The sequence below is a fragment of the Achromobacter spanius genome (assembly GCF_002812705.1).
Classification (GTDB): domain Bacteria; phylum Pseudomonadota; class Gammaproteobacteria; order Burkholderiales; family Burkholderiaceae_B; genus Achromobacter; species Achromobacter spanius.
The window spans coordinates 5,443,524-5,467,725 of record NZ_CP025030.1; the positions used below are offsets into that span (position 1 = coordinate 5,443,524).

The following is a 24,202-nucleotide window of genomic DNA, read 5'->3' on the forward strand; positions in this document are numbered from 1 at the left end:
AAATGATGAGCAAAACCTTGATTATTGCCTCGGTGCTGGCCGTTGCGCTCAGCGCTTGCAACAAGAAGGAAGATGCCGCGGCGCCCGCGACCACCCCGGGGGCAAGCACGCCCGCCCCCACGACCACGCCGCCCGCCACTTCGCCGGCTCCGGCCCCCGCGCCTGGCACCACCCCTGGCGGCGGTTCGACCACCCCGGGCGGCTCGACCACGCCCGCGTCTTAATAAAAACAGAGACGAACCCCCGCTCTGAAGACGCAGAAAGACCTCGGCAAATAAGTTGCCGGGGTTTTTTTGCGTCTATTTTTTCCGCCTGCCCATAATGAAAAAGGCCCCCGATCCGAAGATCGGGGGCCTTGGCGCTCCAGGCCGGCATGCAGGCGCCGGCCCGATGCGATTTACATCTTGTCCTTCAGGACGCTCAGCAGGCGCTGAGCCGTGGCGCTGTTGTCACGCGCACCGTTGGTGTCCAGCACCGTCACCGTGGTCTGGTCGCCGGTGGCGGCCAGGTGGATGCGGTACTGCGGCGCTTCGGCCTTCTTGTCGCCCGAGAAGATGCGGCTGAAGAAGCCCGGCTGCTCGTTCTGCGCGCCCGTGTCGGTATCGACGTAGCGGACGAAGTAGTCGCCAGCGGAGCGGTCGCGGTCATCAACGGCGAAACCGCCGCCGTCCAGGGCCACGCCCACACGGCGCCAGGCGCGGTCAAACGATTCGGCCACCAGCAAGGAAGAGCCTTGGCTGCGAACGTCTTCCTGCACCGCGGGCTTCTGCGGCGAGGCTTCCGCCTGCTGCACCAGCTTGCGGGCGCTGTCCACGTCGGAACCCAGGTAGACCATCATGCGGGCAAGCATGGCGGCATTCAAGCCCGGATCTTCCTGGCCGTTCTGCCACTGCACCTGGCCGCCGTCGGCGCCAACGCGCTTTTCAAGCATCTGGCGATGGCTGACGTAGACCTCGGTGTGACCATTGACGCGCTCGACGCGGGTGCGGAATTTCTCGCGCTCGCCGCTGTCCCAAGCCGATTCCAGGACAGCGCCCAATGCTTGGCGCAGCCAGCTTTCCGGAATCTTGGCGCGGTTTTCCGCCCAGTCGGTTTCGATCAAGCCGGCGCCCGGGTTGTTGCTGGCCACGGTAAAGCCGTTTTCGGTCCAGAAGTCGACCAGGCGCGGGAAGACTTCTTCCGGTGCACGGTCAACCACCAGCCAGCGCAAGTCGCCATCGCGCTCAACCCGCATGTCTTGGCGGCCCGGCAGCACGTTGCTGGTTTTCGGGGCAGTGGCTTGCGCCTGGCCCTGCTGTTGGAACTGCGAGTACGTCGTCGAGCCCGACGCCGGCGCGCGATAACGCGGGTCGCTATTGGCTTGAGTCAGATCCGGCGGGATGCTCAGAGGCTCTCCACGCTGGGTGACGGCGCTCTTGTAGTCGACAGATTCTTCATTGCCCAGGAATTGATTGACCTCGCTGCAGCCGGCCAACAACACCAGAGACATCAATGCCGACAAACCGGCATGACGTTTGTTCATACGTATCCTCACGATATTTAGAGCAGACCCGTTTCCTGGAGCGCGCGACGCACGACTTCGTGGTTCTGCGTACCCAGTTCAACCAGCGGGAGCCGGTAGCCCAGTGCGCTGCGGCCCATTTCGGCCAACGCCCACTTGACGGGGATGGGATTGGCTTCAACGAACAAAGCCTTGTTCAGACGCGCCAGGTAGGCATTAAGTTCACGCACCTTCGGCACGTCGCCCGCCAGCGCGGCGGCACAGAGGTCGCGCATGAGCTTGGGGGCCACGTTGGCGGTCACGGAGATATTGCCGCGCGCGCCCAGCAGGATCAGAGCGGCGGCGGTGGGGTCATCGCCACTGAAAACCTGGAAATCAGCCGGCGCTTCACGCAGCAGCAAGCCACCGCGGGCGATGTCGCCGGTGGCGTCCTTGATGCCGATGATGCCGGGAACCTGCGCCAGGCGCAGAACCGTTTCATTGGACATGTCGGCCACGGTGCGGCCCGGCACGTTGTACAGGATGGTGGGCAGGTCGACGGCTTCCGCGATGGCGCGGAAGTGGCGGTACAGGCCTTCTTGCGACGGCTTGTTGTAATAGGGAACGACCGACAGCCCGGCATGCGCGCCCACGGCCTTCGCGTGGTTGGCCAGATGGATGGCTTCGTCGGTGGAGTTGGCGCCCACGCCGGCGATGACCGGGATGCGACCCGCGGCATGTTCCACCGCAACGCGGATCAATTCCGCGTGTTCTTCCATGGAAACCGTGGGCGATTCCCCGGTGGTGCCCACCACCACGAGCGCGTCGGTTCCTTCCTGGACGTGCCAGTCGATCAGTGACCGGTAGGCAGCGTAGTCCAAGCTGCCGTCGGGCTGCATGGGAGTGACCAGGGCCACCAAGCTGCCCTGGAAATTAACGCCTGCGGCGGTTGCAGGGGATGCCATAAATGTAGGGCTCCAACGCCCCGTGGCAGGATGCCCCAGGGCCAGAATCAATGAAACCGCTGAGTTTAACGGATATTGGATGAAATCCTACAGAAACCACTGAACGATGGTCGTTCCAAGCTCATACACCGGGCGCATCAAAAGCCAGAGCACATCGGTGACCAGCAACACGATGACAATCACCAGCCCATAGGGCTCGATTTTCGAGTACTGCCAGGCCAGGCGATTCGGCAGCAGGCTGAACAGGATGCGTCCCCCGTCCAGCGGCAGGATCGGCAGCAGGTTGAGCGCCATCAACACCAGGTTGATGTTCACTCCCGCCACGCCCATCTGGAACCAGAAGGATTCCTGCATGCCGGATTCCAGCATCAGGCGCAGTGAAAACGCCCACATGATCGCCATGACCAGATTTGCGGCAGGCCCCGCCAGCGCCACCCACAGCATGTCGCGCTTGGGCCGGCGCAAGCGCCCGAAGTCCACCGGCACGGGCTTGGCCCAGCCAAACAGCATGCCCGGGCTGCCCAACAGCTTGGACGCCAGCAAGATGGCCACTGGCACAAGCAGCGTGCCGATCGGGTCAATATGCCGCGCCGGATTCAGGCTGATGCGCCCCGCTTCGTACGCCGTGGGATCGCCGAACATGCGCGCCACATAGCCGTGAGCGGCTTCATGCAGCGTGATGGCGAAAATGACCGGGATCGCGTAGACGGCAATGGTTTGAATGAGGTCGTTCATGGCGAACCGGGTGGTAGATGAGCCGCGTGCCGGCGGCAGCCGGCACGCAAGGGTAACGCAGGGAAAGGAAAGTCAGGCAAGACCAAGCGTGGCCGGGTCGCCGCGGCCCACGCGGACCACGACGGGATCGTCGCTGGTCAGGTCGATGACGGTGGTGGGTGACTGCGGGCAGGCGCCCGCGTCGATGATGGCGGCCAGATCGTGGTCGTAGCGTTCGCGGATGGCTTCGGCGTCGTTCAACGCGTCGATTTCGTCCTTGGGAATGAGGGTGGTGGAAAGCAGCGGCGCGCCGACTTGCTCCAGCAGGCCCAGCATCACGAGGTGATCGGGGACGCGAATGCCGATGGTCTTGCGCGACGGGTGCGATACGCGCCGCGGCACTTCCTTGGTGGCTTCAAGAATGAAGGTCCACGGACCCGGCGTGGCAGCCTTCAACAAGCGGTATTGCTTGTTGTCGACCCGCGCGAAATGGCCGATTTCGGCCAAGTCACGGCACAGCAGCGTCAGGTGATGTCTTTCGTCCAGACCGCGTAGCCGGCGCAGGCCGTCCGCGGCGTCTTTGTCGTCCAGCCGTGCGACAACGGCGTAGCTGGAATCGGTGGGTACGGCCACGAGGCCCCCATCGTTCAGCCATTGGGCTGCCTGCTTGAGCAGGCGAGGTTGAGGATTCGCAGGATGAATAGATAAATGCAGAGCCATGGGATTATCCTAACACTCTTGAATGCCGCTCAGCGACGAGCGGCGATGCAAAATGGCGGAGATGCCGACCCGCCCGGAGAAACAGTATGCGCCTCGATGACTCGCGCGAAAGCGACAACGTTGAAGACCGACGGTCTCGCGGCCCCCGTATCGGCGGCCGAGGCACCATCGGCATCGGTACGATAGTACTTGCCTTGGTGGCCATGTACTTCGGCGTGGACCCCAGCGTGGTCCTGCAGATGGCCGAAGGCCCGCCCGCAACGCAGCAAGCGCCCGCGACCCAGCCGCCCGCCAACGACCCGCAAGCGCGCTTCGTGGCCAAGGTGCTGGGCGAAACCGAAGACACCTGGGCCGCCATCTTTCAGAAAGACCTGAACCGCCAATACGTCGCACCCAAGCTGGTGCTGTTCCGTGGCGCCACGCCCACCGCGTGTGGCACGGGCCAGTCCGCGATGGGGCCGTTCTACTGCCCGGGCGACAGCAAGGTGTATATCGACCTGGCGTTCTTCGATGAATTGCAGAACCAGTTCAAGGCGCCGGGCGATTTCGCGCAAGCCTATGTGATCGCGCACGAAGTCGGACACCACGTGCAGCATCTGCTGGGCATTTCGGATCAGGTGGATCAACTGCGCCGCCGCAATCCGGCCCAAGCCAATGCGCTGTCGGTGCGGGTGGAGTTGCAGGCCGACTGCTTTGCCGGCTTGTGGGCGCAGCGCGCCAATGCGGCTCGCAACATTCTGGAAGGTGGGGATATCGAAGAAGCGCTGGGCGCGGCCACCGCCATCGGCGACGACCGCCTGCAAAAGCAGGCGCAAGGCTATGCCGTGCCAGACTCTTTCACCCATGGATCATCCGCGCAGCGCGTGCGCTGGTTCAAGCGCGGCCTGGAAAGCGGCAACATCAAGCAGTGCGATACGTTCGGGGCCAGCACGCTATAGCCATCGGCTGAACGCCTGATCCGCAGCGCCCCTTTGCTGTATATCCATACAGCAAAGGGTTTGCGCTGACTCCATCTTGTAAGATTACGCCCCCTCGCCCTGTTTGCGCGCATGAGTCCCTGCGCCATGCCGCGAGCGGTGCCGCGCATCCTTCGCGCAGTTCAAAGACCCTAGATCCGTTTTATGGCCAACAAGTTCGAACCGTTAATTACCGTTGATGAGGTGCAAGAGATCCTTGCCGAACCCAAGGAAACCGTAAAACCGATCGCCTGGCTGCCCAAGCCCGCGGCCAACAACATCCAGTGGATGGAGTTCGGCAGCGCCTGCAAGGTCAAGGGCGAAGTGCGCGACGACGTGATCTTTCGCGTGACCTACCGTGGCGCGCGTACCGTGGTGCACGGCCAGGCCACGATCTTCCTGACCGAAGCGTTCTGTGCCAGCCTGTTTGTGGGCCCGCACCGCGTGTTCGGCGTGGACACCGACGACTCCTTCCACACCAGCCTGGTGGGCGAAGGCCGGCCGCAGTTCCGCAAGCCGCTTGCGGACCGCAGCCACGAACATATCTGGGTGGACGAAGGCGAAGGCTATGCCGAGCCGATCGTGCCCGCCCTGCACAATATCGGCGCGCTGATGCAGTACTTCCTGCCACGGGCGAACCTGACGCTAGTCGGCGGTTTTGCGCATCCCCTCAAAGGCCGCCAAATCGAACTGATCCTATGAGCAATTTTCTGGAAGCCTCCGGCTGGACCGTCCTGCCGGCCGGTGAACATGCCATTCGCGCCGTCGCCCCCATGACCTTGGGGCTGGACGGCCAGCACGCGGCCTTCTTCATCGCGCACCCGGACGACGCCACGTTCTATCTGACCGACGCCTGTGAGACCTCGATGCACGCCTCCAGCTACGGCATCGAGATAGGCCCCAAACGCATCGACATGCTGAATGAAACGCCCGGCGTCAGCCTGGCGCATTTCGACCGCGACGGCGCCATCGTGGCCAGCGGCCCGAACGAGCAGTTGCAGGAAGCCTTGTGGGACGCGGTGAAGCTGGCGATGGCGCTATCGTTCCAATGCGCCAAGTGGATGCCCAAGTTCAGCCAACTGCGTTTTCGCGCCCAGGTGGGCCGCGCGCTGGCTGAAGGTGTGGGCGCAAACCGCATGGTCAAGGGCGCGCGCGCCAAGGGCAGCAGCGGCCACACGGCCGACTTCGCGTTCGCCGTCCGCGCGGCGGGCAGCACGGCGCTGACCTACATCGAGCCGATTGCGCTGAAGGCCGGCAAGAAGATGGACTGGACGCAGGTCTATCAAACCCACGGCAAGATGTCGGACGTAAAGATGGCCGACGCCCGCAACTCGCGCATGGTCATCCTGGAAGACGGCGCCACGGCCGAGGAATTCAAAAAGGCCGTGACCATACTGGAACAGTCCGCAACCGTGCAGACGCTGGCCAAGACGCGCGATTGGCGGGAAGTCTTTTCCGGCTAGGACGGCATGTTCGTCAGGCCGTCGACGATTTCGCGGCCATGCAAGATGGCCGCGTGCACGGCTTCGCGTGGACTATAGACAAATCCGCCGTCCGCAAAGCGCGGAACCGGATATTCGTCTCCGCCTTCCAGCACGGCGCCTGCCTGAACCACCATGACCGATGCGATGAATACGGGGCCGCTGGGCAACGCTGGAATTTCAGCGTCCGCGCCCCGGGACACCTTGGCCGTCAGCCGGTATCCCTTGTAGATCAAGTTGTTTTGATGCACTTTCGGATGCCCTCGTTCTGCGGGTCAGCATACCCCGACCGTTCATGACAGTTCGGATATGTTTTGTAACCTCGGTGGTTAATGGAAACACTGTTGCGTCGCAATAATTGCGTCCCCGTTTCTAAGTGGTCACCCCGCATCGCGGGGTGGTGAACGCAATGGCAAGCCTGGCGCGGCTTTTCGGCTGACGTCGCGTTTTGTGACGCGACCGCGCCCACCGTTTCACAGGGATTTCCCTAGCCTCTGTTGCGAAAGCGCATCTTCGGACGAAATCATCCCTGTTGCCTGCATGTAATCGGGCAGATCCCAGCCGCGCCCCAGCATGATCATGCGGGTGTGCAGGTCTTCAAGCACCTGGGGCCGTACCTGCTTGCCCAGATAGCGCAATTGCTTGCGCCGCAAATCCACAAAGCCCAGCTCGTAGTCGCGCGCCAGGCCCATCCATAGCCGATGCGCGCCGGGCGATTGGCGCGCGCCGCTGATGATGCACAGGCCCGCATCCAGGCCCCAGCGGTAAACCGCCGTGGCAAGCCCCATGCCCTGATACGGCGCGGCGTATTTGGAATGCGGCGCGCGCACGAAAGGGTCTGCCCGCTTGCCTACTTCAATCAAGCGGTTGAAGACCGTGTAGCCCGCCACGCGGTCGCGCCGCACATCCACCACATACACGTAGTACTCGCCGTCGGCTTCGCGATAACGCAGCACGATGCCGGGGATGTCCGTCCGCACCTGCGGCAGCCCATGCAACCGGTCTGACGACCGCTGCATCCGCGTGTGGATGGCGTCGAGTTCACGCTCGACTTCTTCTGGCGCGTGATTGACATCAATGCGAAGCTCCGTGACGAAACGGCTGGGAAAACGGAATGCGTGCAGCGCCAACGTAGGCAAGGCCCCCTCCTGACGAAAGTTGATAAGGCTATTGAGAACAACTGTGAAAAGAAACAATGCTCAAGAAGACTTGAACGGAAACAAGGCGACGAAAAAAAAGCCGCATTCGCGGCTGGAATGGCAATGTTCAATGCGCCGCCATCGGCCCAAGCCGTGAACGCGCAAAACGAAGGCTTTCAGGCTATGCCGCTGCATGCGTGTCCCCATGCAGCCCGTCGTGGGCGGCCTGCGCATCCGGAGCGCCGAAGAAAGCCGGGAACTGCCGCGCACCTTTTCGCGTGACCGACAGCGCGCGCGAATCCAGGCTTTTTTCGATCCAGCCTCGGTCCACCAAGGCGCTTAGCAAGGCCGCGCCCAGTGCGCCGCCCAGGTGCGAACGACGCTCGCTCCAGTCCAGGCAGGCGCAGGCAAAGCGGCGGCGGCGCTGCCGCGCTTGGGTCACGTCCACCCCCACCTGCGCCAAAGAAGCCTCGCCCAACGGGGTCAGCGTGTAGTCACGGCCATCAGCCGCCAGCCAATGGCGCGCGACCATGGCGTCGTGAATTCGCACAGCCAGCGTGCCTGCCATATGGTCATAGCAGGTGCGGGCCTCGCGCAGCGCCGACGGCGTATTGGGCTTGAAGGGCACGCGCTCGGCGCCCGCCACCACCAGCAAGGCTTCCAGCGCATGCCCCACTTCGCCATTGGCCAGGCGATAGTAGCGATGCTTGCCTTGCACGGCCATGTCGACCAGGCCCTGTTCACGCAGGCGCTGAAAATGGCTGCTGGCCGTGGACGCACCGATATCGGCGGCGGCGGCCAGCTCGGTCGCCGTGCGCGCGCGCCCGTCCAGCAGCAGGCACAGCATGCGGGCGCGGGCCGGGTCGGCAATGGCGCCCGCCACGCCCGAGAGATTGATGTCGGCGAACTCGGATTCCATGATTCGCTATAGACCAAAGTGTTGTGTGCAAGGCGTAAGCATACTGCGGCTCATCTCAACAAAACATCCGAGAAATCCGAAAATCATGTCTACCCCTTCCGCGTTCTTCGGTTGGAAAGTCCTTGCCGGCACGTTCGTGCTGGCCATCTTCGGCTGGGGCGTGGGCTTTTACGGCCCGCCCGTGTTCCTGCACGCCGTGGTGCAACGCACCGGTTGGAGCGTGGCGCTGGTCTCCGGCGCCGTCACGCTGCACTTTCTTAGCGGCACCGTGGTCGTCGCCAACCTGCCCCGCCTGTACCGCCGCATCGGCGTGCCGCAGGTCACCTTCGGCGGCGCGGTGCTGCTGGCGCTGGGTGTGACCGGTTGGTCAATGGCCGTGGCGCCGTGGCAGTTGTATGGCGCCGCGATGTTGAGCGGCATGGGCTGGGTGGCGTTGGGTGCCGCCGCGGTCAATGCGCTGATCGCACCGTGGTTCGTGCGACGGCGGCCGGCCGCGCTGGGCATGGCCTATAACGGCGCCAGCGTGGGCGGTATTGTGTTCTCGCCGCTGTGGGTGTTTTTGATCGCGCAGGCGGGCTTTGCCCAGGCTGCCTGGTGGGTCGGCGCGGTGATGGTGGTGGTGATTGCTCTGCTGGCGCGCAAGGTGTTTTCGGTCACGCCGCAGCAGTTGGGCCAATTGCCCGACGGCGATGACGCCGCCCTGCCGGTTGCGGCGTCGTCCGCCCCCCTGCCGCGCGTTCCCCGCTTGTGGCGTGACCGCGCCTTTCTGACGCTGGCGGGCGGCATGGCGCTGGGTCTGTTCGCCCAGATCGGGCTGATCGCGCATCTGCTGTCGCTACTGGCGCCGCTGCTGGGCGCGCAAACGGCCGGCATCGCGATGGGCCTGGCCACGGCGGCGGCCATCGCCGGCCGCACCATCGTGGGTGCGTTGATGCCCGCCGGCGCGGATCGGCGCAAGGTCGCGTGCGTGGCCTACGCCGTGCAAATCTGCGGGTCGCTCACGCTGATGCTGGCGGCCGACCATCAATGGGCGGTGTGGCTGGGCGTCATCCTGTTCGGGTCGGGCATCGGCAATGCCACGTCGTTGCCGCCGCTGATCGCGCAAACGGAATTCGCGCGTGAAGACAGCCTGCGCGTGGTGCCGTTGATTGTGGCGCTGTCGCAAGGCGCCTACGCCTTTGCGCCCGCGCTGTTCGGCCTGCTGCGCGCAGTGCTGGATGCAAGCGGGCAGGCGATGATCGGCTTCCTGGCGGCGGCGGCCCTGTTGCAGTGCGCGGCCATCGTCTGCTTCGCAGCCGGACGCGGCCATGCGGCGGCGCGGGTTGCGCCGCCTGCGGCCACTGCGGCCACTGCGGCCACTGCCGCCACTGCCGCCATCAAGCCGGCGGCCCCCGGCGCGCCACCAGCGCGGCCATGACCGCGTCGCCGGCTTCGTTGGCCAGCCCTTGCGCCACGCCCTCGCGGTCGGCCGGCGTCCGGTTCTGGCTGACCTTCCATTTGCCTTCGATGCGCGATATCGGGATCTCCACCCCAATAATGGCCCGCATCTGCGCCGCAATGAAATCCGCTGGCGCCTCGTCCACGCTCCAAGGCTGCACGCGCGCCTTTTCCTGGCTGGCGGTCAGCGCCTCCAACTGCGCGCGCAGCCAGGCGGGATCATCCTGGATAACCGGCGTGCCCCACACATGCACCGCCACGAAATTCCACGTAGGCACCACCTTGTGCGTGTCGGCCTTGGTCGCGTACCAGGACGGCGTGATGTAGGCCTGTGCGCCATGGAATGCGATCAGGCATTCCTGCCCCGCCGCCAGATGCGCAAGCTGCGGATTGGCGCGCGCCACGTGCAGGCGCAGCACGCCATGGTCGCCTTCGGGATAGAGCAGACAGGGGATATGGTTGGCCATCAAGCCGCCCTCGCCGCTGGTCATGACGACGCCCAGCGGATGGGCGCGGATAAAGTCGTGCTGGACGGCAAGGTCGTCTTCACGGAAAGCGGATGGCAGGTACATGGCGGGCAGGCGTCGTCAGGAAAAAACACAACATAACGCCATCGTGGCCCCATGCACAGGGCCAACGCTTAACCGTTTTATGGAGCCACCCTAGCGGATGTCACTGCGCCTGTGCTTATCGTCGGACACGCTCATAAGCTTGATTCATGCGTTCCCGCGCCTCGGTTTCGAGCGCGTAGGCGCGGTCATAGTTTTCCAGGCACCCCGGCGTGGGGCTGGGCCACTTGATGGCGGCGATGGCCGCGGTGAGCTCGTCGCGGGCGCGTTGCCATTCCCGCACAGCGGCATACCATTCCTTGGCGGTGTCCATAGTTGTCCCCCTATGTGCACACCTGAATCGTAGCGCCGCGCCTTACGTTTGCTTCTAAAAAAATAGGATGATCTCCAGACCCTGACAGGGTTTACCCGTCGGATCGCTTGCGGCTTGCCGTCACATCGCCGTGTCTCGGTCGACACGGTCACGCCGGCTGGGGCACCAGACCGCAACTTGCGTAAAATCCCGCAGCCCGAACGGTGCGCGCCTGTGGCGCTTGCGGCCCAATGCGTGATCCGGCGATGCATTGACCGCCAACGCATGGCGCTTCCGAAAATGATGCATCGGCAAACATTGCGCATTCAAGGAGAGGTCCGCACGCATCCCATCCGCTTCTGTGTCTTGTTGTCGGCGACTTGCCGCAAACGGGGAACATAGTCGACTCGGGTCCGGTCCTAACCGTAGTTTTTTTCTTGAAAATCACGATGTGATGAATATTGACGTCAACCCTCACTTACCCACAGCCACGGCTAATGCTACTGTTCCGCCTGTGCAAGGAGTACATGCAATGGATCAGAAAACGAAGCCCTGGGCCTTTCCCAAGCCTCATCCGGAAAACACCCCACGCGGTGAGCGCAACAAACAGGAGTTCGACGCTCCTGCCGAAGTCAAAAAACCCGCGCCTAAACCGCGCGCCAAAAAAGAACCGCCGGCCACAAGCCGGGCGCGTTCATGATGTTGCCGGCCAGGACGTACGCCGCCTGTGCGGCGTTGTCCGTCCCATGCCGGCCCCACCGCCACCCGTTGCCCTGACGGGATCCGCGCCGACACTCCCACGGCGCAATTGACGGTTCAAATCAAGCCCGGCCATACTCTGGCGGCCTCGACCGCTCAGGGATCCCATGACCGCTTCCATCTTGCTTGGCATCACCATCACGCTGGTTGCCGCCTGGGGCGCGCTGGCGTTGTGGATACGCGCGCCCTTGGCCCCCATGGCAAGGGGCTTGCTGACGCTGGCCTGGTTGATGCTGGCGTTGGCGGCATTGGCCGCACTGGCCTGGCCCACATGGCGCGCCGCCGGCTACGGCTTCGCGCTGGCCACGCTGGCGCTAGGCATCTGGTGGGCGCGCATCCGCCCATCAAACGATCGGACATGGATCCCGGAAGTCTCAAGCCAAACACACGGCGAGGTCGACGGCGACCAGGTCACGCTGCACAACGTGCGCAACTTCGAGTGGCGCAGCCGCACCGACTTCACGCCCCACTGGGAAACCCGCCGCTACGCGCTGGATACGCTGCAATCCGTGGACGTGGCGCTGTCGTACTGGGGCCGCCCGGCCATTGCCCACGCCTTGGTGTCGTTTGGTTTCGGCGATGATCAATACGTGGTGTTCTCGGTAGAGATCCGCCGCAAAGAAGGCGACCGCTTTTCCGAGATAGGTGGCTTTTTCAAGCGGTACGAGCTGAGCCTGATTGCGTCGACAGAAGAAGACAGCCTGCGCGTACGCACCAACGTGCGCGGCGAAGACAGCTACCTGTACCGCATCCATATGCCGCCGGACAATGCGCGTTCGTTGTTCCTGGCCTATGTGGACAGCGCGAACCGGCTGCGCGACACGCCCCGCTTCTATCACACGCTGACGGCCAACTGCACCACCATCGTGTTCCAGATGGCGCGGCGCATCGTGCCCGGCCTGCCGCTGGACTACCGCCAACTGGCATCGGGCTACCTGCCCGAGTACTTCTTCGACCTGCGCGTGCTGCAGGGCGCGGACAGCGCCGCGCAGTATCGCGAGCTGGGCCGCTATACCGACCGGGCACGCGCTCACGGGGATGCCGCCGGGTTTTCTCGGATCATCCGGCAGGGCGTACCTGGCATCGACCCTTCGTAGATTTTTTGCAAGCGCACCATGACGACATTGACGGCCTCGGCCCCGGCACCAACGCTGCGCGGCAGCGGCAAGATCAGCGGCGTGTTCTTCAACGCGGCGGGCGACATAGCGGCCGTGGCGTCGGCATTCCCATTACTGGCGCATCCCCGTGCGCGGGCTGCCTATGGCGGCCGTACCCTGCGCTATCGCGTGGCGCTGTACCGGCGCGATTCGCTCATTCCCTTCGCCGCCTTCGATGACCTGCACTTTCCGGTCAACGATGTGGCTTTTCACCCCACCGGCACGACGCTTGCCATCGGCGCCGGCAGCTACGACGGCGGCTACCTGTTCGAGGGTGATCTGGTCGTGTGGAACTGGTGCGAGGCGCATGGCGTCCGGCCCTACAACCATGTGCCCGAAGTCGTGCGGTGCCGCTACAACGCAACGGGTGATGACATCGAGGCCTGGGTGCGCCCCTGGGATGAAGAATGGCGCCCGCCGAGCGACGGTGCGGGCAGCGACGAGGCCGACGATGACGATGACCCGTTCGACATCTTGTTCAGCCTGCGCGCGCCCGCGCCCGGCCCCAGGTCGCAACCGTTGGACCTGGACCTCGACGTTGCCCATCGTGTCCCTGCGGACCTGAGCGCGCCGGCCTTGCTCGTGCCTCACTCGGACGAGCTTGATGCACGCTTGCGAGCATGGTTCAACGTTAGCGACTGGGCACGCCAAGACGCCATCCTGGACGTCGCCTGGCTGGATCGCGACCGCTACGCCGCCGTGCACGAAGGCTGCCAGCTTGAGGTCTACCACCGCGACGGCAAGCGCCTCGCCGCCTATACCGGCGCGGGCCACGGCGTCGAGATCATCCAATCCAAGGACGTGCTGGTGCACGTCGTCGAGCCCAGCGCGCGTGGCCGCCCGTTCGGCCAGCAGGACGCGCGGCTATACACGTTGACCGACAGCGGTAGGGGTAGCGGTAGCAACAACGGCCTGCGACTGACACGCGCCTACGACGGCAATTTCACGTTTTCCGCCACGCACCAAGGCCAGATCCTGGGCCGCCAGAACCGCTTCCCCGTCGCCGACACCGGCGCGCGCGACGTGCTGCTGGACCTGTCCACCGGCATCGAACACCGGCCAGACTACGGCCATTACGATTGCTTCAACCACTACATCCGCATCCGCCACGCGCCCTGCCTGTTCCTGTTGCAAGGCACGCCGGCCAGCTCGCATGAACGCAAAAACCTGTGCGTCGTCCAGCCCGACGGCGCGGTACGTCGGCTATGGCCCATCTTGAAAGCCAACCGCGATCCCGCCAGCCATGCGATGGAGCTGTGCGGCGCCTACGTCGATGATGCGCTGGGCGCGGCCGTCGTCATCAGCGGCAAGCACTATTCTCCCGACGTGCGCGCCCCCTACAGCGGCTTTATCTACCGCAAGCCGCTGAACCGGGACCGCGAACGATGGAGGCGCCCCATTCCCGCGTCAGCCAGCGCCATCGTGCACCTACCGGGTGTCAACCTGATCGCCGCCGCCTTTCTTGACGGCTCGCTACAACTGATCGACGCGCAAAGCGGCGCACTGCGGCGGCATGCCCGCGTGCATGTCGACGGCCTGCCGACGGTGATCTTCGCCATGGATGCGAACGAGCAATCGCTATTGGCCGGCACGGTGGATGGTCGGATCGCGGTACTGGACATCGGAGATCTGTGCGCAGCCCAGAACGTCGATGCCTTCGCCAACACCGACATCGACATCGACACCGATACGCGGGGCACACTATCCGTCATCCATCTGGATGGAAGGCAACTACCAGGTTTTTTTTGCCGCCCGCGTCACAGAGACCGTGTCCGTGATTGACTTAGCGCGCCGCCTTCTCCGCCGCCTTGGTGGCGGCCGGCGTGGCCCTGAACGACACGCCCAGACGATTGAAGGCGTTCATCAGCCCGATCGCGTAGGTCAGGTCCGCCAGTTCCTTGTCGTTGAATTCAGCGGCAGCCGCCGCATAGTCCTCATCGGGCACGCCGGTATCCGCCACGCGCGTCACGCTTTCCGCCCAGGCAAACGCCGCGCGTTCCTGCTGCGTGAACACGGCGCCCGCTTCGTGCCACACCGGCACCAGCACCAGCTTGTCCACGGTCACGCCCTGCTTGATCAGGTCACGCGAATGCATGTCGATGCAGTAGGCGCAACCATTGATCTGCGATACCCGCAGGAAGACGAGGTTGACCAAGGTCTTGGACAGCCCGCAGTCATGCAGATAGGCATATACCGCGCCGAAGGCCTTGTAACCGTCGGGCGAAGCTTGGGCGTAGTCGAGGCGAATGCTCATGGTGAATCCTGGATAGAGATATTTCAGAACCGCTATCGTGCGCCAGCCCGGCCCAGCCGAATAGAGCCATAAATCGCAATATGGACTAGGTCATGACGGCGCGCCGCCGCACAGCTTGCGCCAGACGGCATTGCCGTCCCGGATCTGCCGGCGAATAGAAGCCGGCGTGGCATCCACCTGCGCCGCTTCATCGAAATAGATCGGCCGCGCGTGCTCGCAATATTCAACGCCCACCCGGGCCGGCGCCACGCACCCAGTCGCGCTTAAGCTCATCAGCAATGGCAGCGTCATCCATACGCGCCGTCTGGTCCTGAACATCCCTGGCCTCCTGGCGGGCAAGCTCGGCCTGCCGGTTGATATGCGTTTCGCGCTGCTCGCGCTCGGCGCTGCGGCCCACGCTGCGTCCACGCAGATACGCAAGCAACAACACGGCGGCGGCTGTCATGGCGGCCACCGCCATCCCCGTGAACCGTTCAAGCCAGGCGCGCATGTTCGGCCTCCATCGCGGCCAAGGCTTGTGCATACAACCCCGGCCACGTCTGTGGATGCGGCTTACCCGGACGCCAGGTGCGCAGGTACAGCGCCCAAGCGCCGTCGGCATCGCCCACCGCGGGCAGACGCAGCGGGTCCGTCCACAGCAACAGGCGCGCAAACGCCGCGGCGAGGATATCGTCCGTTTCCAGGGCGGCGTGGACGGTTGCGGAGACCGGGGCTACCTGACGAGCCGCGCAAATCCGAAAGGCGTTTTCGCGGCTGTTGGGATGCATCAACACGCCCCGCACGCCGCCGCTACGCTCGAACTGCCAGAACCCGCGCGCCGGCCCGCCGATCTGGCGGCGATGCTGAAAGCGGCTTTCCTGCAAGCCGATGGCAAGCAGCAGGATGCGGGCTTGGGGCGTGTTCATGGCCGGAGGAAGCAGCGCGAGTGCGGGCAAGATGGCGGCATGGGTGATGGCGTCAAGATTCATGGTTGTTTCCCCCTCCCCGCCGATGCACACCGACGCCGAACAGCTTGCGGCGCGCATCCGCCAACCATTCCAATACGCCCTTTTTCCGCATGCTGGCCATCCAGCGCATATAGGCGCCCAGCACCCACCACGCGGGCAGGCCAGCCAGCAACATGCTGGGACCCAGGACGTAGAACTTGGCGAGCAAGGCATCATCGGTGCCCGCGCCATGCTGGGCCAGCCAGGTCATGGATTGCATCAAGGCGGGCTTCCAGGTGATGACGGCAGCGGCAAGCGCGGGACCGAAGAGAAAAGAACAGGCCACGGTGGAAACAGTGCGTACGGTGAATTCGCGAATGCTATGCGGCGGCATGATCAAGAGGCCAAGCATGGCCGCGATGGCAGCCGGAATGCCATACGCCATCGCGACCTTCAGGGCGGCCAGGCCGCCCAAGCTGGTAGAGCCGGGTTCCATGTTGGGGTTGCTCCTGAAAAGTGTGTGCAGGATGGGGCCTCCTGTAGGGACGGAAAAAAGCCCGCGCAAGCGGGCAACGTAGAAAGGCATGAATAGCGGATGTGCGTTAAAACTCGGGGCTTTTGCCCATGAAACCCTGATCCCGCCGTCAGCCCCGCCGCAAGTCCACGCCCACCCTGTCTGAGGCGCTCTCGCACTACCTGGCCGAGGTTTCGTCCACAAAGAAGGGACACGCCGCCGAGCAGTCCATCGCGCGCATCTGGCGCGCTACGCGCCTGGCCATTCGGCCGGTTGACCGGATCCGTAGCTCCGACTTGACCGAACTGCGAGACGAGTGGCTTAAGGACAGGGCACCCACCACTCTTGAACGCGATGTTGCGTCAGAAGCCCCGCTCCTGGCGCCATAACACCTAAGTCTCCACCGAAGCCACTTCAGCCGGTCGCGGCGGCTCTGTTCCGGTCAACCATGCCGGCAGCCTCCCCCTGCCCGGATAGCTGACTTTGCCGCCGGCGCCGTCATGCTCGGCACCAAGCGAGTACGAGGCGCCAGTCTCCACCACCCATAAAGGCGTGGTGCGATAGTCGTCGACCATGATCCAAGCTTCGCCCACTCGCTGCGGCCATTTTCCTGCGGGCGGGGCCGGCGGCGCGTCCTCGAATGCGCCATAGGGGATGTTGAACGCGCCGGGCGTGAACGCCAGCTCGTTGGCGATTGACTTGTAAAGATATAGACCGTGGTCGCCGGTCTGGAACACGTCTTTCTGCATACGGTTCTCCTAGAAAAGGGTATTTGCACTGCAAATGCGAGAGGGTTGGGAACCTTGCAAGCTAGGGGCTGCAACTGCACATCCAGAACATCACTAAACGTATTAGTCCGAACCGCGTAGAGGCGGTTACGGGAACACAAGCCTGGGCCTTGCTGGACGGCTCGGGAATGACGACCGACGTAGCAGGAGGCCCGGAAACACGCCTGGTCAATGCCGCCTATCACCCGAGAATCCATGCGTAGGCTAAGCGTGAATTCGGGGGTGATACGCAGCGTTCATCGGCCGCGTTTCAGCGCCGCCAGTAGCCAAGGTGGTCAGGCCTTCGCCGAGATTGCGCACGGCCAGCAGCGTGCCGCCCGCGGCATTGGCATTGCCGCTCCGGTCTAGCGTGGCGGCGTTCTGCGCGTGGCCGTGGCTTCGGAACTGGTCGGATTGCTTAGAACCCAACTCCCTCGCATTTGCAGTGTCAGCGTCAGTCCCAGTAAACCGGCGGAACATATCGCGCAGGTCCGGGACGCGGAACGTGTTTGCGTCGATGTTGACGAAGTAATGGCCGCCTCGGCGCGCTTCCCAATTGGCCTGCGTGAGCACCAGGCTATTTTCCTGCGCGTATCCCCAAAGGGCTGCATAAGCGGATTTCTGGAGGATGCCACCCACTGCATCCACTTCGTTCGCAAGTGGCGCGACGGTGTGGCCGTCCAGCGGTCGACCGCAAAGGGGGGACCGGTAGCCGGTATAGAAGCTGGTGGATACCCAAACCCAAACTTCCGCGACTTCGGCAACCAGGATCGGCCCGACGTTGGTCGTTGGCAAGTTAGCCAGCGACACGGCGGGTATGCGAGCGTCCAGCGCCGCCTGCAGGCCGGCGACTCGCGGGATATCCGAACGGGCGAAAGCCAGATTGCTGACTGCTGCGACCTGGGAAACCGTCTCGAACGCGGTGACAGGCTCCACTTTCCAGCCAGTGGCCCAGCCCGCAACGGACGCCCCGGTGGTGTTGTACTTCGCCATCACTTCCGACACCGTCACGGACGGGTATGACCAGGCCTTGTCCAATTCGCCCAGCCAGATGCACAGGGCGCCATTCGAGTCGGACCCAAACCGCACGGGCATGTCCGATCCGACAGCACCTGCAAGTATCGTCGCGCCCTGCCGACCCCATACCTTGCTGGTCTGAGCATAGCCCTGGATCAGGATCGTCACGGGTGGCCTATCAGCCAGAGACTCGAAGATCTCTACCCGAAGACGGATCATCGTGTTTGCATCGACCGCGGTCGGAGGCAAGGTGATCTTCATGGCGCCGGTGACCGTCGCGGAGTGCGTCGAATATCCGCCGCCGTCCGGCAGCAACACGTGCGCAGTTTGACCCGATGTCGAATTGGATCCGTACTGGCTACCCACCCCCGCACCGGCTCCCAAGAGAATCGGTCCGCTGACATCACCGCCTGCTTTTGGCAGCGCTTGAATGTCGACCAAAACCTGTGCTGGCGTGCGTGCCACCAGCGCGCCGGCCCCTGCTCCGGTGAGATAGGCGCCAGCCGCCACCGTAGCCAGCCCCGTGCCGCCCCGCGCCACGGGCAAGGTGCCCGCCGATGCCTTTGACAGATCCAGCGCCGTCACATTCAGCGCAACGTTGCCCGACCCGTCAAAGCTGACGGCACCCGCCGTCGCCCCACCCGTCACCGAAAACGTGCGCGCCGTTGCCAGCTTCTGCGCGGCGCCCGCCGTCAGCGACGATGCCGTCCCAGACAAACGCGCGCTTGGCACCGTGCCGGTTTTCAGATTACCGGCGTCCAGGTTCTGCTGCGCGTAGCTCAGCGCATCGAAACTCGTCGCCGCAAGCGGCCGGCCCGTGACCGCCGCCAGGCCGTCCAACTGCTGGTACAGCCAGGCCAGGCGTTCGTCGGTGGTCTGCTGCACCTTGTTGAATTGCTCCACCGAAGGCGGAACGGAGCCGATGAATGCCCAACCCGCTTTGTATTGCAGATCGGTAATGCCTTCGGTCAGGCCATTCTGTGCCCAGGTTGATTTGAAGAGGTCGAAGAAAGTAGGGTCTGCCATCAGTAAATTCCTCGCGCCAGCACGCCGACGCCAAAGCCAAAGAAACCTTGCTCGCGAAAGCCGAAGGGCTTTTCGGTCGAACCGGTGATGAGTTGCACGCCGACGCCGGCGGCTTGGGGCACCCACTTGTAGGGGTTGGCCATGAGTGGGTCGTTGGGGCCGGGAATGCGGCTGACCCAGATGCGGATCTTTGCGTTGCCGGCGTTTTGCACCACGACCCGCGTCACATCGAAGATCGGCTTGAGCGAACTGGCGATCTCGGGCGTGGTGCCGTGGCCGTTGTTCAAGGCGATCTTCCAGTACAGCAACTTGCGGTATTCGGCATCAAGCAGCGTGGTGGACCCGGCCAGGGCGCGCTCGTTGGCGCGGCGCAACCGCGCAACGCCAAAGCCCCCCACGTTCGGCTGCCCGTCGAAACCGAAGAACCGGAGGTAGATCGCTTCATCGATGACACGGGGCAAGCCCACGATCTCGCCGATGCCGTCCAACTGCCGGCCGACCGCCGTATCCAGCCAACGGTCTTCGTAAAGCGCGCGCAACGCGCCTTGCAGCCCCTGAGCGGGCTTGAGCAGCGCCTTGACCAGCGCTTCCAGTCGCCGCTTGGTTTGGAACTGCCCCAGCCAATGGCCCCAGGCCACCTGTGCATGGTCTTGGTTCAAATCCATCACGTCACCTCGATGCGCGACAGATCAAACGCCGCCACCTGAAAGTCCTGAATCGTGACGTTCGCCGCGCGATAGTCGGCGGGCGTCGGCTTGAACGCAGGGTCGGTCGAATAGGCCAGCGTCAGGTCCACGGACGCCAGCCCCGGCGTACGGAAAATTGCGCCGTACAACCGTTGCAGGACGACGTCTTCGCCGATGCTGGATGCCTCGCCCACCTCGGCCAGGCTGTCCGCAATGCGCTGAAAGCCGTCGGGCGGGAACGCTTGTTCGGACGGCGGCAACAAGGTGGTGGCGCAACGCACCCACAGATAGACGCGCTCGGGCCGGTCGAAACGGATCACTTGGTCCGCGCCGTCCGCGTCCTTGACCACCACCCGGCGCTGGCCATGGGTATCGATACCGGCCGCCACCACACGAAATATGGCGTCCGCCACTTCATCATCCAGGCCGCCGTCGGCCACCACGTGCACGCTGTGCGGCGGCCGGCCCAGCGCATCCGGCGTGTCGGCGCTGTTCATGAAGACTTTGACAGTACGCACGCCGGCCACGCGGTCGCGCACGTTGGGGGCAATGCTGGGTAGCGTGGCAGCGCCCAGCCGGAACAGGCCGGTCGGATAGCGCGCACGCAACTCGGCGGCGGTTTCCGCCAGGCGACCCGCCACGCCCTCTTGCAGGTTGTTGACGGCCTCCCACCCATCAACCTGCGTGATGATTCCGTTCAAGTCCCCCACGGCGGCGCCTTCGGCCGACGCGCCGATCGTAGTGGCCAAGGCGGGCGAGCCCAGGCGGACCAAGGACAAGCTGGCCGACCACGCAAACGCGGCCGACTGGCGGCCGTCGGAATGGATCCGCACAGCGGCGCCATCGCTGGAAACCACCAGCCCGCTCGCGGCCAGCGCAGCCACCAGTCCCGCCAGTATCTGCGGCAGGTTTGTGGCGGCGCCGCTGGTATAGGAATAGTCCACGCCATCAATCGATACCGTGTACGCGGTCTGCGGGGCAACATCGGGCTGCAACGTCACATCCGCCGCCGCGCCGGCCAGAATGCGCGTGGCGCTGTCCACCGCCCACACGTTCTGGCTGACGCGATGCCGCACTTGCGCGCCCGCCGGCACCGTTGTGCCCGGCGCGCCGTACAACACCACATAGGCTCGTGAAGGCTCGTCGCGGTAGCGCGATACGCCGGTAAACGACACGGACCGATCCAGCGACACGCCCGTCGCCGAGCCCGGGTACATCGCGTAATACACGCCTTCGGCCTGCTCCCACAACGTGGCTTCGCGTTCCGCGAAGGTGTCGATCAGCAGGCCGGTAATACTGTCCGGGCGGGTTTCCACCGCGCCATTGAATCCGGCGGATTGCATGCGCGCTCGCAGGTCCGCCACGATCTCCTGGCGAATTTCGGGCAGGCGCGGGCGTACGAACCCGTCCGGTGTGACACCGTAGGCCATAGGTACCTCAACAAAAATAAGGAAAAGGTGGGACTAGGACGTGCTGGATGACGTGGGCGAAGATATGTCCGAAGACGCGCCCAACAGCACCACGCGATCCAGCCGCCCAAAGGACGTGTCGGCTTGGTACGTAACCCGCAGCACACGCAGCTGGCGTTCCATCTGCAACTGCATCGCCTGCACCTGGGTCACCCCCGGCACCGCACGGATCCGGGCGCGGAAGATGGCTTCGATGCTGGCGCGGTCGGGCGACTTCACCAGCACGTCCTCGAAGTACGGAACACCAAACGTGGTGTCCAGAAACCACTCGCCCATGAAGGCGAGCAAGGTTGTTTTGATCTGCTGCGCGATACGGTCGGCGCCATCCACGAATGACGCGCGCCCAAGCAGATCCAGGTCCAAATCGTGGTCAGCGGACAAGGCAAGATCCAGGGTCATCAGATTGGCCCCTCGGTCGTGCCGCCCGCGTGGGCGTGGCGATGCGTGTCGCCGATGCTCTTGCCGTTATGGGTGACCACGCCGCCTTCATAGGCCACGCCGCCGCGGATGCGCATCGACGCGCCGCCCTGGCCGCCCTCGCCCGACATGCCTTGCGTATAGGTCAGCGGCCCGTGGATCGTGACCGGTGTGTTGAAGGTGGTTTGTTCCGCTTGCACCGTCCAGGTTTTGACTTGAAAAGTCAGGTCTCCGGCCGGCGACAGTTTCAACGTACCCGGCCCGTACTGGATGCTGACATTCTGCGTATCGGCCGCCATTGTGCCCGGCCGCAGCAGCGGCGAGGCAAATGCATCCGACAAATCAAACTGGCGCGGGTCGTCAGGCGGGCCGTTATCGCCCGCCAGCCAGTTCTCCAGCGCACGGGCGGAGAACGACAGCTTGATCGCGTCGCCCGGCGCCAGCGGCACCGAGATCAGCGCCTGCGCGCCGTGCACATCGCCCACCGGCCAGCACACCGGCACGCGCACCACCTGCGGCGGCGGCAAGACGTCGCCATTGGCCAGCCGCTTGGCCAGCGCGGGGCGGGCCGTGACGAACGTGCCGTCGTAAGCAACGACTTCGCCCGGCAGCGTCGTGTAGACGTCCGCCAGCTCCGTCGCGATAAGACGGCGCATGAGGGTTACCGCGTTGTTCATGACTGCTCCTTTTTTGTGGAGGGCGGGTGGGGATCGACCAGGCTCAATTCCGTTTGCCAATCCCCGCCTTCACTATCGCCCGTATGGCGCACGGTTTCCGCGCGTTGAAACGCCACTACCGAGCGGCTTTCCAGCTTGACGAGATCCCCCGGGCTGATGGTCGGCAACAACAGCGACTTGACCTTCCAGCCGTCGCGCTGCTGCTGGCCGCTGGCGGGCGTGGCGGATTTGGCGGTTTTGGCGGCTACGGCCGGCGCAGCGGTAGCCGCCTGCCCCGGCGCCTTTGCCTTCGCCTTCTCGCTGGCGGCCGCCCGTGTGCGTTCGGGTTGGCCCAACAGGCCGGTGTCCACGGCCAGCACAACGGCTTGGCGCCGCGTGGTGCCCAGCCGCTGCACAACCTGCAACTGCTGATTCTGGATCGACCATTCCAGCCCAGTACCCTGCGTGACCTTGTGCAGCGCCGTGCGTGCCGCGCCGTAAAAAGAAAAGCCCTGCTCCCACCGACGATCGGGCGCATCGTCGGCCATGAGCAGCGGCAGGCCCATTTGCCGCGCGATGTCGCGGATGATGTCGCTGGCGCGCGCGCCAGGCCCCAAGCCGATCGAGACCGCCGTGTCGCGCACTTCGATATAGCCGTCCTTGACGGTCAATTCCGTCACCACGTCCGGCTGGTCATAGCGGGTATACGCATACACGATGCTGCCGGACGCCATCAGCAAGGGGCCGCCCTCTTCGGCATAGCCCGCATACAGCACGCAACGCAGGCCGGGCTCTTCCAACGTGCGGCGGGTGTGCGCGGCCAGGTTGTACACGGTGATCTTGGCGTCGTTGGGCTCTTCGGCGGTGGTCTTTGCGATGTCGAATGTGATGCGGATCGGGGGCACGATTTCCAGTCCCTGCCCGCCGTCCTTGCCGACAAGCAGCCTGTAAACGCGATCAAACCTGGCCATTGGCCACCTCGTCTGCATTGATGTAAAGCAACGCCACTTCGCCGGACGGCAGCGCGGATCGGTTGATGCTGTCTCGGCGGTCCGGGGCCAAGGCCACCAGTTCGCCCTCGGGCACGGCCAGATGCCGATACCCCGCCAACAAAGGCGTATCCGGCACCACCGCAATGCCCGCCACGATCAGTTCGTTGTAGGCGTTCTCGATAGCCAGCACCCATTGCAGCGCCTCGCTGTTCCAGGACAGGCGCAAGAAATAAGTCATGCCGTCCAGCTCCATTTCCGTAAGGCTGTCGTTGGCGTCCGGTACGAGTATCTGGATCATGCGTTCAGAACTCCTGACGAGTTGAAAATGTCGCGTTGCTTCTGGCTGGCGGGTACGCCGTTTTGCTTGCCCGCGTTGGCCTTGGTGGTGCCGGCCTTGCCGGTTGCGCTGCCTGATGTTTTTTCCGGAGGAATATCCGCTTGACGCAACGTCACCTTGCGCAGGCGCTTGAAACTGGCGGATAGTTCGAAGCGGTCGCCGGCGCCGTTGGTACGTCCGATGGAGCAGCTTTCCATCACGAAGTCGGCGTAGACATCAAGCCCGGTTGTGATGGTGATGGGCAGGCGGTCCGCATGGATCTTGCGCAGTGCGTCCTTGGCGCCGATCAGCTTTGACCGGCCGGCGCCCAAGGCCGCACCGCGCAGGCCGCCCAGCAAGCTGATGTCAGCCGCCGTCACCCAGCCATCCAGCGTCAATTGCTCGGAATCCGCCACCACGTGGTCGGTGACCGGCGGGCCGTCTTCCACGGCAAACGACGTCACGCGGCTGGTGAGCGTGGTCTTCTCGTTGACCAGCGCGTCCAAGGGCAAGGTGCCGATGCTGCTGCCGCCATGCCATCCGAAGATCATGGAAACAAAGTTCATTGCGACTC

At 64.2% G+C, this 24,202-nt stretch carries 31 protein-coding genes; 8 read left to right on the forward strand and 23 right to left on the reverse strand.

The annotated features are described in order from the left end of the window. Window positions 1-2: 2 nt before the first annotated feature. On the forward strand, window positions 3-224 hold the full coding sequence (locus CVS48_RS24665) for an endopeptidase (RefSeq protein WP_100856740.1): 222 nt from the start codon (window positions 3-5) through the stop codon (window positions 222-224). A gap of 173 nt (window positions 225-397) precedes the next feature. Here CVS48_RS24665 and bamC read toward each other — a convergent pair whose 3' ends face one another. The 4 genes from bamC to CVS48_RS24685 form a co-directional block, all read right to left on the reverse strand. Continuing rightward, window positions 398-1,522 (reverse strand): outer membrane protein assembly factor BamC, encoded by a 1,125-nt coding sequence (gene bamC, locus CVS48_RS24670; RefSeq protein ID WP_167401051.1) that lies wholly within the window; start codon window positions 1,520-1,522, stop codon window positions 398-400. A gap of 17 nt (window positions 1,523-1,539) precedes the next feature. Continuing rightward, window positions 1,540-2,445, reverse strand: a complete 906-nt coding sequence (dapA, locus tag CVS48_RS24675) for a 4-hydroxy-tetrahydrodipicolinate synthase (protein WP_100856741.1) — start codon at window positions 2,443-2,445, stop codon at window positions 1,540-1,542. 87 nt (window positions 2,446-2,532) lie between these two features. Further along, window positions 2,533-3,180, reverse strand: a complete 648-nt coding sequence (locus CVS48_RS24680; RefSeq protein ID WP_100856742.1) for a site-2 protease family protein — start codon at window positions 3,178-3,180, stop codon at window positions 2,533-2,535. 72 nt (window positions 3,181-3,252) lie between these two features. Next, window positions 3,253-3,879 carry an L-threonylcarbamoyladenylate synthase gene (locus CVS48_RS24685; RefSeq protein ID WP_100856743.1) on the reverse strand — a complete coding sequence of 209 codons (627 nt, stop codon included), beginning with the start codon at window positions 3,877-3,879 and terminating at the stop codon, window positions 3,253-3,255. Window positions 3,880-3,965: 86 nt separating this feature from the next. On the opposite strand from CVS48_RS24685, the gene ypfJ reads away from it, so the two are divergent. The 3 genes from ypfJ to CVS48_RS24700 all read left to right on the forward strand — a co-directional run bounded on the left by ypfJ (window position 3,966) and on the right by CVS48_RS24700 (window position 6,298). After that, window positions 3,966-4,817 (forward strand): KPN_02809 family neutral zinc metallopeptidase, encoded by an 852-nt coding sequence (gene ypfJ / locus CVS48_RS24690; RefSeq protein ID WP_100856744.1) that lies wholly within the window; start codon window positions 3,966-3,968, stop codon window positions 4,815-4,817. Window positions 4,818-5,000: 183 nt separating this feature from the next. Further along, on the forward strand, window positions 5,001-5,537 hold the full coding sequence (locus CVS48_RS24695; RefSeq protein ID WP_100856745.1) for a hypothetical protein: 537 nt from the start codon (window positions 5,001-5,003) through the stop codon (window positions 5,535-5,537). Continuing rightward, entirely contained in the window at window positions 5,534-6,298 is a 765-nt protein-coding gene (locus tag CVS48_RS24700) for a DUF1828 domain-containing protein (RefSeq protein ID WP_100856746.1), read from the forward strand. Before CVS48_RS24695 ends, CVS48_RS24700 begins: the two co-directional genes overlap by 4 nt. Here CVS48_RS24700 and CVS48_RS24705 read toward each other — a convergent pair. The 3 genes from CVS48_RS24705 to CVS48_RS24715 all read right to left on the reverse strand — a co-directional run bounded on the left by CVS48_RS24705 (window position 6,295) and on the right by CVS48_RS24715 (window position 8,374). Beyond that, the gene (locus CVS48_RS24705) at window positions 6,295-6,567 is read right to left on the reverse strand and encodes a hypothetical protein (protein WP_100856747.1); all 273 of its coding nucleotides are present in this window, start codon (window positions 6,565-6,567) and stop codon (window positions 6,295-6,297) included. The two genes, CVS48_RS24700 and CVS48_RS24705, sit on opposite strands and share 4 nt — an antisense overlap. Window positions 6,568-6,789: 222 nt before the next feature. Continuing rightward, entirely contained in the window at window positions 6,790-7,455 is a 666-nt protein-coding gene (locus tag CVS48_RS24710) for an N-acetyltransferase (protein ID WP_100856748.1), read from the reverse strand. A 181-nt stretch (window positions 7,456-7,636) separates the two neighbouring features. Further along, the gene (locus CVS48_RS24715) at window positions 7,637-8,374 is read right to left on the reverse strand and encodes an ArsR/SmtB family transcription factor (protein ID WP_100856749.1); all 738 of its coding nucleotides are present in this window, start codon (window positions 8,372-8,374) and stop codon (window positions 7,637-7,639) included. Between the two features lie 85 nt (window positions 8,375-8,459). Between CVS48_RS24715 and CVS48_RS24720 the strand changes: the two genes are divergently transcribed. Continuing rightward, window positions 8,460-9,791, forward strand: a complete 1,332-nt coding sequence (locus tag CVS48_RS24720) for an MFS transporter (protein ID WP_100856750.1) — start codon at window positions 8,460-8,462, stop codon at window positions 9,789-9,791. On the opposite strand, the gene CVS48_RS24725 is transcribed toward CVS48_RS24720, so the two are convergent. Together CVS48_RS24725 and CVS48_RS24730 are read right to left on the reverse strand one after the other, a co-directional pair. Further along, window positions 9,751-10,383, reverse strand: a complete 633-nt coding sequence (locus tag CVS48_RS24725) for an FMN-binding negative transcriptional regulator (RefSeq protein ID WP_100856751.1) — start codon at window positions 10,381-10,383, stop codon at window positions 9,751-9,753. The genes CVS48_RS24720 and CVS48_RS24725 overlap by 41 nt on opposite strands. A gap of 115 nt (window positions 10,384-10,498) precedes the next feature. Then, on the reverse strand, window positions 10,499-10,693 hold the full coding sequence (locus tag CVS48_RS24730; RefSeq protein ID WP_100856752.1) for a hypothetical protein: 195 nt from the start codon (window positions 10,691-10,693) through the stop codon (window positions 10,499-10,501). Between the two features lie 511 nt (window positions 10,694-11,204). Between CVS48_RS24730 and CVS48_RS29430 the strand changes: the two genes are divergently transcribed. The 3 genes from CVS48_RS29430 (at window position 11,205) to CVS48_RS24740 (ending at window position 14,370) form a co-directional block, all read left to right on the forward strand. Then, window positions 11,205-11,372 carry a hypothetical protein gene (locus CVS48_RS29430; protein WP_167401052.1) on the forward strand — a complete coding sequence of 56 codons (168 nt, stop codon included), beginning with the start codon at window positions 11,205-11,207 and terminating at the stop codon, window positions 11,370-11,372. A gap of 166 nt (window positions 11,373-11,538) precedes the next feature. Continuing rightward, window positions 11,539-12,528, forward strand: a complete 990-nt coding sequence (locus CVS48_RS24735) for an Lnb N-terminal periplasmic domain-containing protein (RefSeq protein WP_100856753.1) — start codon at window positions 11,539-11,541, stop codon at window positions 12,526-12,528. Window positions 12,529-12,546: 18 nt separating this feature from the next. Further along, window positions 12,547-14,370, forward strand: a complete 1,824-nt coding sequence (locus CVS48_RS24740; protein WP_242001172.1) for a hypothetical protein — start codon at window positions 12,547-12,549, stop codon at window positions 14,368-14,370. Window position 14,371: 1 nt separating this feature from the next. Here the strand turns inward: CVS48_RS24740 and CVS48_RS24745 are convergent, their stop codons facing one another. The 14 genes from CVS48_RS24745 to CVS48_RS24810 form a co-directional block, all read right to left on the reverse strand. Beyond that, window positions 14,372-14,842: a carboxymuconolactone decarboxylase family protein gene (locus CVS48_RS24745; RefSeq protein WP_100856754.1), complete on the reverse strand. Its 471-nt coding sequence runs from the start codon at window positions 14,840-14,842 to the stop codon at window positions 14,372-14,374. Between the two features lie 90 nt (window positions 14,843-14,932). Further along, the gene (locus CVS48_RS29305) at window positions 14,933-15,076 is read right to left on the reverse strand and encodes a hypothetical protein (protein ID WP_167401053.1); all 144 of its coding nucleotides are present in this window, start codon (window positions 15,074-15,076) and stop codon (window positions 14,933-14,935) included. Beyond that, the gene (locus CVS48_RS24750) at window positions 15,066-15,332 is read right to left on the reverse strand and encodes a hypothetical protein (protein ID WP_100856755.1); all 267 of its coding nucleotides are present in this window, start codon (window positions 15,330-15,332) and stop codon (window positions 15,066-15,068) included. Before CVS48_RS24750 ends, CVS48_RS29305 begins: the two co-directional genes overlap by 11 nt. Further along, entirely contained in the window at window positions 15,316-15,810 is a 495-nt protein-coding gene (locus CVS48_RS24755) for a hypothetical protein (protein WP_100856756.1), read from the reverse strand. Before CVS48_RS24755 ends, CVS48_RS24750 begins: the two co-directional genes overlap by 17 nt. Further along, a complete protein-coding gene (locus CVS48_RS24760) occupies window positions 15,800-16,264 on the reverse strand; it encodes a hypothetical protein (protein ID WP_100856757.1) in 465 nt (154 codons plus the stop codon). The genes CVS48_RS24755 and CVS48_RS24760 overlap by 11 nt, the downstream gene beginning before the upstream one ends. A 410-nt stretch (window positions 16,265-16,674) precedes the next feature. Then, complete coding sequence (locus CVS48_RS24770; protein WP_100856758.1) at window positions 16,675-17,031, reverse strand: phage tail protein; 357 nt, start codon at window positions 17,029-17,031, stop codon at window positions 16,675-16,677. 243 nt (window positions 17,032-17,274) lie between these two features. Next, window positions 17,275-19,092, reverse strand: a complete 1,818-nt coding sequence (locus CVS48_RS24775; protein ID WP_100856759.1) for a hypothetical protein — start codon at window positions 19,090-19,092, stop codon at window positions 17,275-17,277. Beyond that, on the reverse strand, window positions 19,092-19,757 hold the full coding sequence (locus CVS48_RS24780) for a baseplate wedge 1 family protein (RefSeq protein ID WP_100856760.1): 666 nt from the start codon (window positions 19,755-19,757) through the stop codon (window positions 19,092-19,094). Before CVS48_RS24780 ends, CVS48_RS24775 begins: the two co-directional genes overlap by 1 nt. Then, window positions 19,757-21,208 carry a hypothetical protein gene (locus CVS48_RS24785; RefSeq protein ID WP_100856761.1) on the reverse strand — a complete coding sequence of 484 codons (1,452 nt, stop codon included), beginning with the start codon at window positions 21,206-21,208 and terminating at the stop codon, window positions 19,757-19,759. Before CVS48_RS24785 ends, CVS48_RS24780 begins: the two co-directional genes overlap by 1 nt. Before the next feature lie 33 nt (window positions 21,209-21,241). Continuing rightward, the gene (locus tag CVS48_RS24790; protein WP_100856762.1) at window positions 21,242-21,646 is read right to left on the reverse strand and encodes a contractile injection system sheath initiator; all 405 of its coding nucleotides are present in this window, start codon (window positions 21,644-21,646) and stop codon (window positions 21,242-21,244) included. Continuing rightward, window positions 21,646-22,341, reverse strand: coding sequence for a Gp138 family membrane-puncturing spike protein (locus tag CVS48_RS24795; protein ID WP_100856763.1), 696 nt, complete (start codon window positions 22,339-22,341; stop codon window positions 21,646-21,648). The genes CVS48_RS24790 and CVS48_RS24795 overlap by 1 nt, the downstream gene beginning before the upstream one ends. Further along, window positions 22,338-23,291: a phage protein gene (locus CVS48_RS24800; protein ID WP_100856764.1), complete on the reverse strand. Its 954-nt coding sequence runs from the start codon at window positions 23,289-23,291 to the stop codon at window positions 22,338-22,340. Before CVS48_RS24800 ends, CVS48_RS24795 begins: the two co-directional genes overlap by 4 nt. Next, window positions 23,278-23,610: a phage baseplate plug family protein gene (locus tag CVS48_RS24805; RefSeq protein WP_100856765.1), complete on the reverse strand. Its 333-nt coding sequence runs from the start codon at window positions 23,608-23,610 to the stop codon at window positions 23,278-23,280. Before CVS48_RS24805 ends, CVS48_RS24800 begins: the two co-directional genes overlap by 14 nt. Then, the gene (locus CVS48_RS24810; RefSeq protein ID WP_100856766.1) at window positions 23,607-24,194 is read right to left on the reverse strand and encodes a phage baseplate protein; all 588 of its coding nucleotides are present in this window, start codon (window positions 24,192-24,194) and stop codon (window positions 23,607-23,609) included. Before CVS48_RS24810 ends, CVS48_RS24805 begins: the two co-directional genes overlap by 4 nt. Between the last annotated feature and the right edge of the window lie 8 nt (window positions 24,195-24,202).

What these genes read in the sequence shown, in the direction of transcription:
- CVS48_RS24665 (WP_100856740.1), top strand. Translation starts at nt 3, where the DNA reads ATGATGAGCAAAACCTTGATTATTGCCTCGGTGCTGGCCGTTGCGCTC.
- bamC (WP_167401051.1), bottom strand. Translation starts at nt 1,522, where the DNA reads ATGAACAAACGTCATGCCGGTTTGTCGGCATTGATGTCTCTGGTGTTG.
- dapA (WP_100856741.1), bottom strand. Translation starts at nt 2,445, where the DNA reads ATGGCATCCCCTGCAACCGCCGCAGGCGTTAATTTCCAGGGCAGCTTG.
- CVS48_RS24680 (WP_100856742.1), bottom strand. Translation starts at nt 3,180, where the DNA reads ATGAACGACCTCATTCAAACCATTGCCGTCTACGCGATCCCGGTCATT.
- CVS48_RS24685 (WP_100856743.1), bottom strand. Translation starts at nt 3,879, where the DNA reads ATGGCTCTGCATTTATCTATTCATCCTGCGAATCCTCAACCTCGCCTG.
- ypfJ (WP_100856744.1), top strand. Translation starts at nt 3,966, where the DNA reads ATGCGCCTCGATGACTCGCGCGAAAGCGACAACGTTGAAGACCGACGG.
- CVS48_RS24695 (WP_100856745.1), top strand. Translation starts at nt 5,001, where the DNA reads ATGGCCAACAAGTTCGAACCGTTAATTACCGTTGATGAGGTGCAAGAG.
- CVS48_RS24700 (WP_100856746.1), top strand. Translation starts at nt 5,534, where the DNA reads ATGAGCAATTTTCTGGAAGCCTCCGGCTGGACCGTCCTGCCGGCCGGT.
- CVS48_RS24715 (WP_100856749.1), bottom strand. Translation starts at nt 8,374, where the DNA reads ATGGAATCCGAGTTCGCCGACATCAATCTCTCGGGCGTGGCGGGCGCC.
- CVS48_RS24720 (WP_100856750.1), top strand. Translation starts at nt 8,460, where the DNA reads ATGTCTACCCCTTCCGCGTTCTTCGGTTGGAAAGTCCTTGCCGGCACG.
- CVS48_RS24725 (WP_100856751.1), bottom strand. Translation starts at nt 10,383, where the DNA reads ATGTACCTGCCATCCGCTTTCCGTGAAGACGACCTTGCCGTCCAGCAC.
- CVS48_RS24730 (WP_100856752.1), bottom strand. Translation starts at nt 10,693, where the DNA reads ATGGACACCGCCAAGGAATGGTATGCCGCTGTGCGGGAATGGCAACGC.
- CVS48_RS29430 (WP_167401052.1), top strand. Translation starts at nt 11,205, where the DNA reads ATGGATCAGAAAACGAAGCCCTGGGCCTTTCCCAAGCCTCATCCGGAA.
- CVS48_RS24735 (WP_100856753.1), top strand. Translation starts at nt 11,539, where the DNA reads ATGACCGCTTCCATCTTGCTTGGCATCACCATCACGCTGGTTGCCGCC.
- CVS48_RS24740 (WP_242001172.1), top strand. Translation starts at nt 12,547, where the DNA reads ATGACGACATTGACGGCCTCGGCCCCGGCACCAACGCTGCGCGGCAGC.
- CVS48_RS24745 (WP_100856754.1), bottom strand. Translation starts at nt 14,842, where the DNA reads ATGAGCATTCGCCTCGACTACGCCCAAGCTTCGCCCGACGGTTACAAG.
- CVS48_RS24750 (WP_100856755.1), bottom strand. Translation starts at nt 15,332, where the DNA reads ATGCGCGCCTGGCTTGAACGGTTCACGGGGATGGCGGTGGCCGCCATG.
- CVS48_RS24755 (WP_100856756.1), bottom strand. Translation starts at nt 15,810, where the DNA reads ATGAATCTTGACGCCATCACCCATGCCGCCATCTTGCCCGCACTCGCG.
- CVS48_RS24760 (WP_100856757.1), bottom strand. Translation starts at nt 16,264, where the DNA reads ATGGAACCCGGCTCTACCAGCTTGGGCGGCCTGGCCGCCCTGAAGGTC.
- CVS48_RS24770 (WP_100856758.1), bottom strand. Translation starts at nt 17,031, where the DNA reads ATGCAGAAAGACGTGTTCCAGACCGGCGACCACGGTCTATATCTTTAC.
- CVS48_RS24775 (WP_100856759.1), bottom strand. Translation starts at nt 19,092, where the DNA reads ATGGCAGACCCTACTTTCTTCGACCTCTTCAAATCAACCTGGGCACAG.
- CVS48_RS24780 (WP_100856760.1), bottom strand. Translation starts at nt 19,757, where the DNA reads ATGGATTTGAACCAAGACCATGCACAGGTGGCCTGGGGCCATTGGCTG.
- CVS48_RS24785 (WP_100856761.1), bottom strand. Translation starts at nt 21,208, where the DNA reads ATGGCCTACGGTGTCACACCGGACGGGTTCGTACGCCCGCGCCTGCCC.
- CVS48_RS24790 (WP_100856762.1), bottom strand. Translation starts at nt 21,646, where the DNA reads ATGACCCTGGATCTTGCCTTGTCCGCTGACCACGATTTGGACCTGGAT.
- CVS48_RS24795 (WP_100856763.1), bottom strand. Translation starts at nt 22,341, where the DNA reads ATGAACAACGCGGTAACCCTCATGCGCCGTCTTATCGCGACGGAGCTG.
- CVS48_RS24800 (WP_100856764.1), bottom strand. Translation starts at nt 23,291, where the DNA reads ATGGCCAGGTTTGATCGCGTTTACAGGCTGCTTGTCGGCAAGGACGGC.
- CVS48_RS24805 (WP_100856765.1), bottom strand. Translation starts at nt 23,610, where the DNA reads ATGATCCAGATACTCGTACCGGACGCCAACGACAGCCTTACGGAAATG.
- CVS48_RS24810 (WP_100856766.1), bottom strand. Translation starts at nt 24,194, where the DNA reads ATGAACTTTGTTTCCATGATCTTCGGATGGCATGGCGGCAGCAGCATC.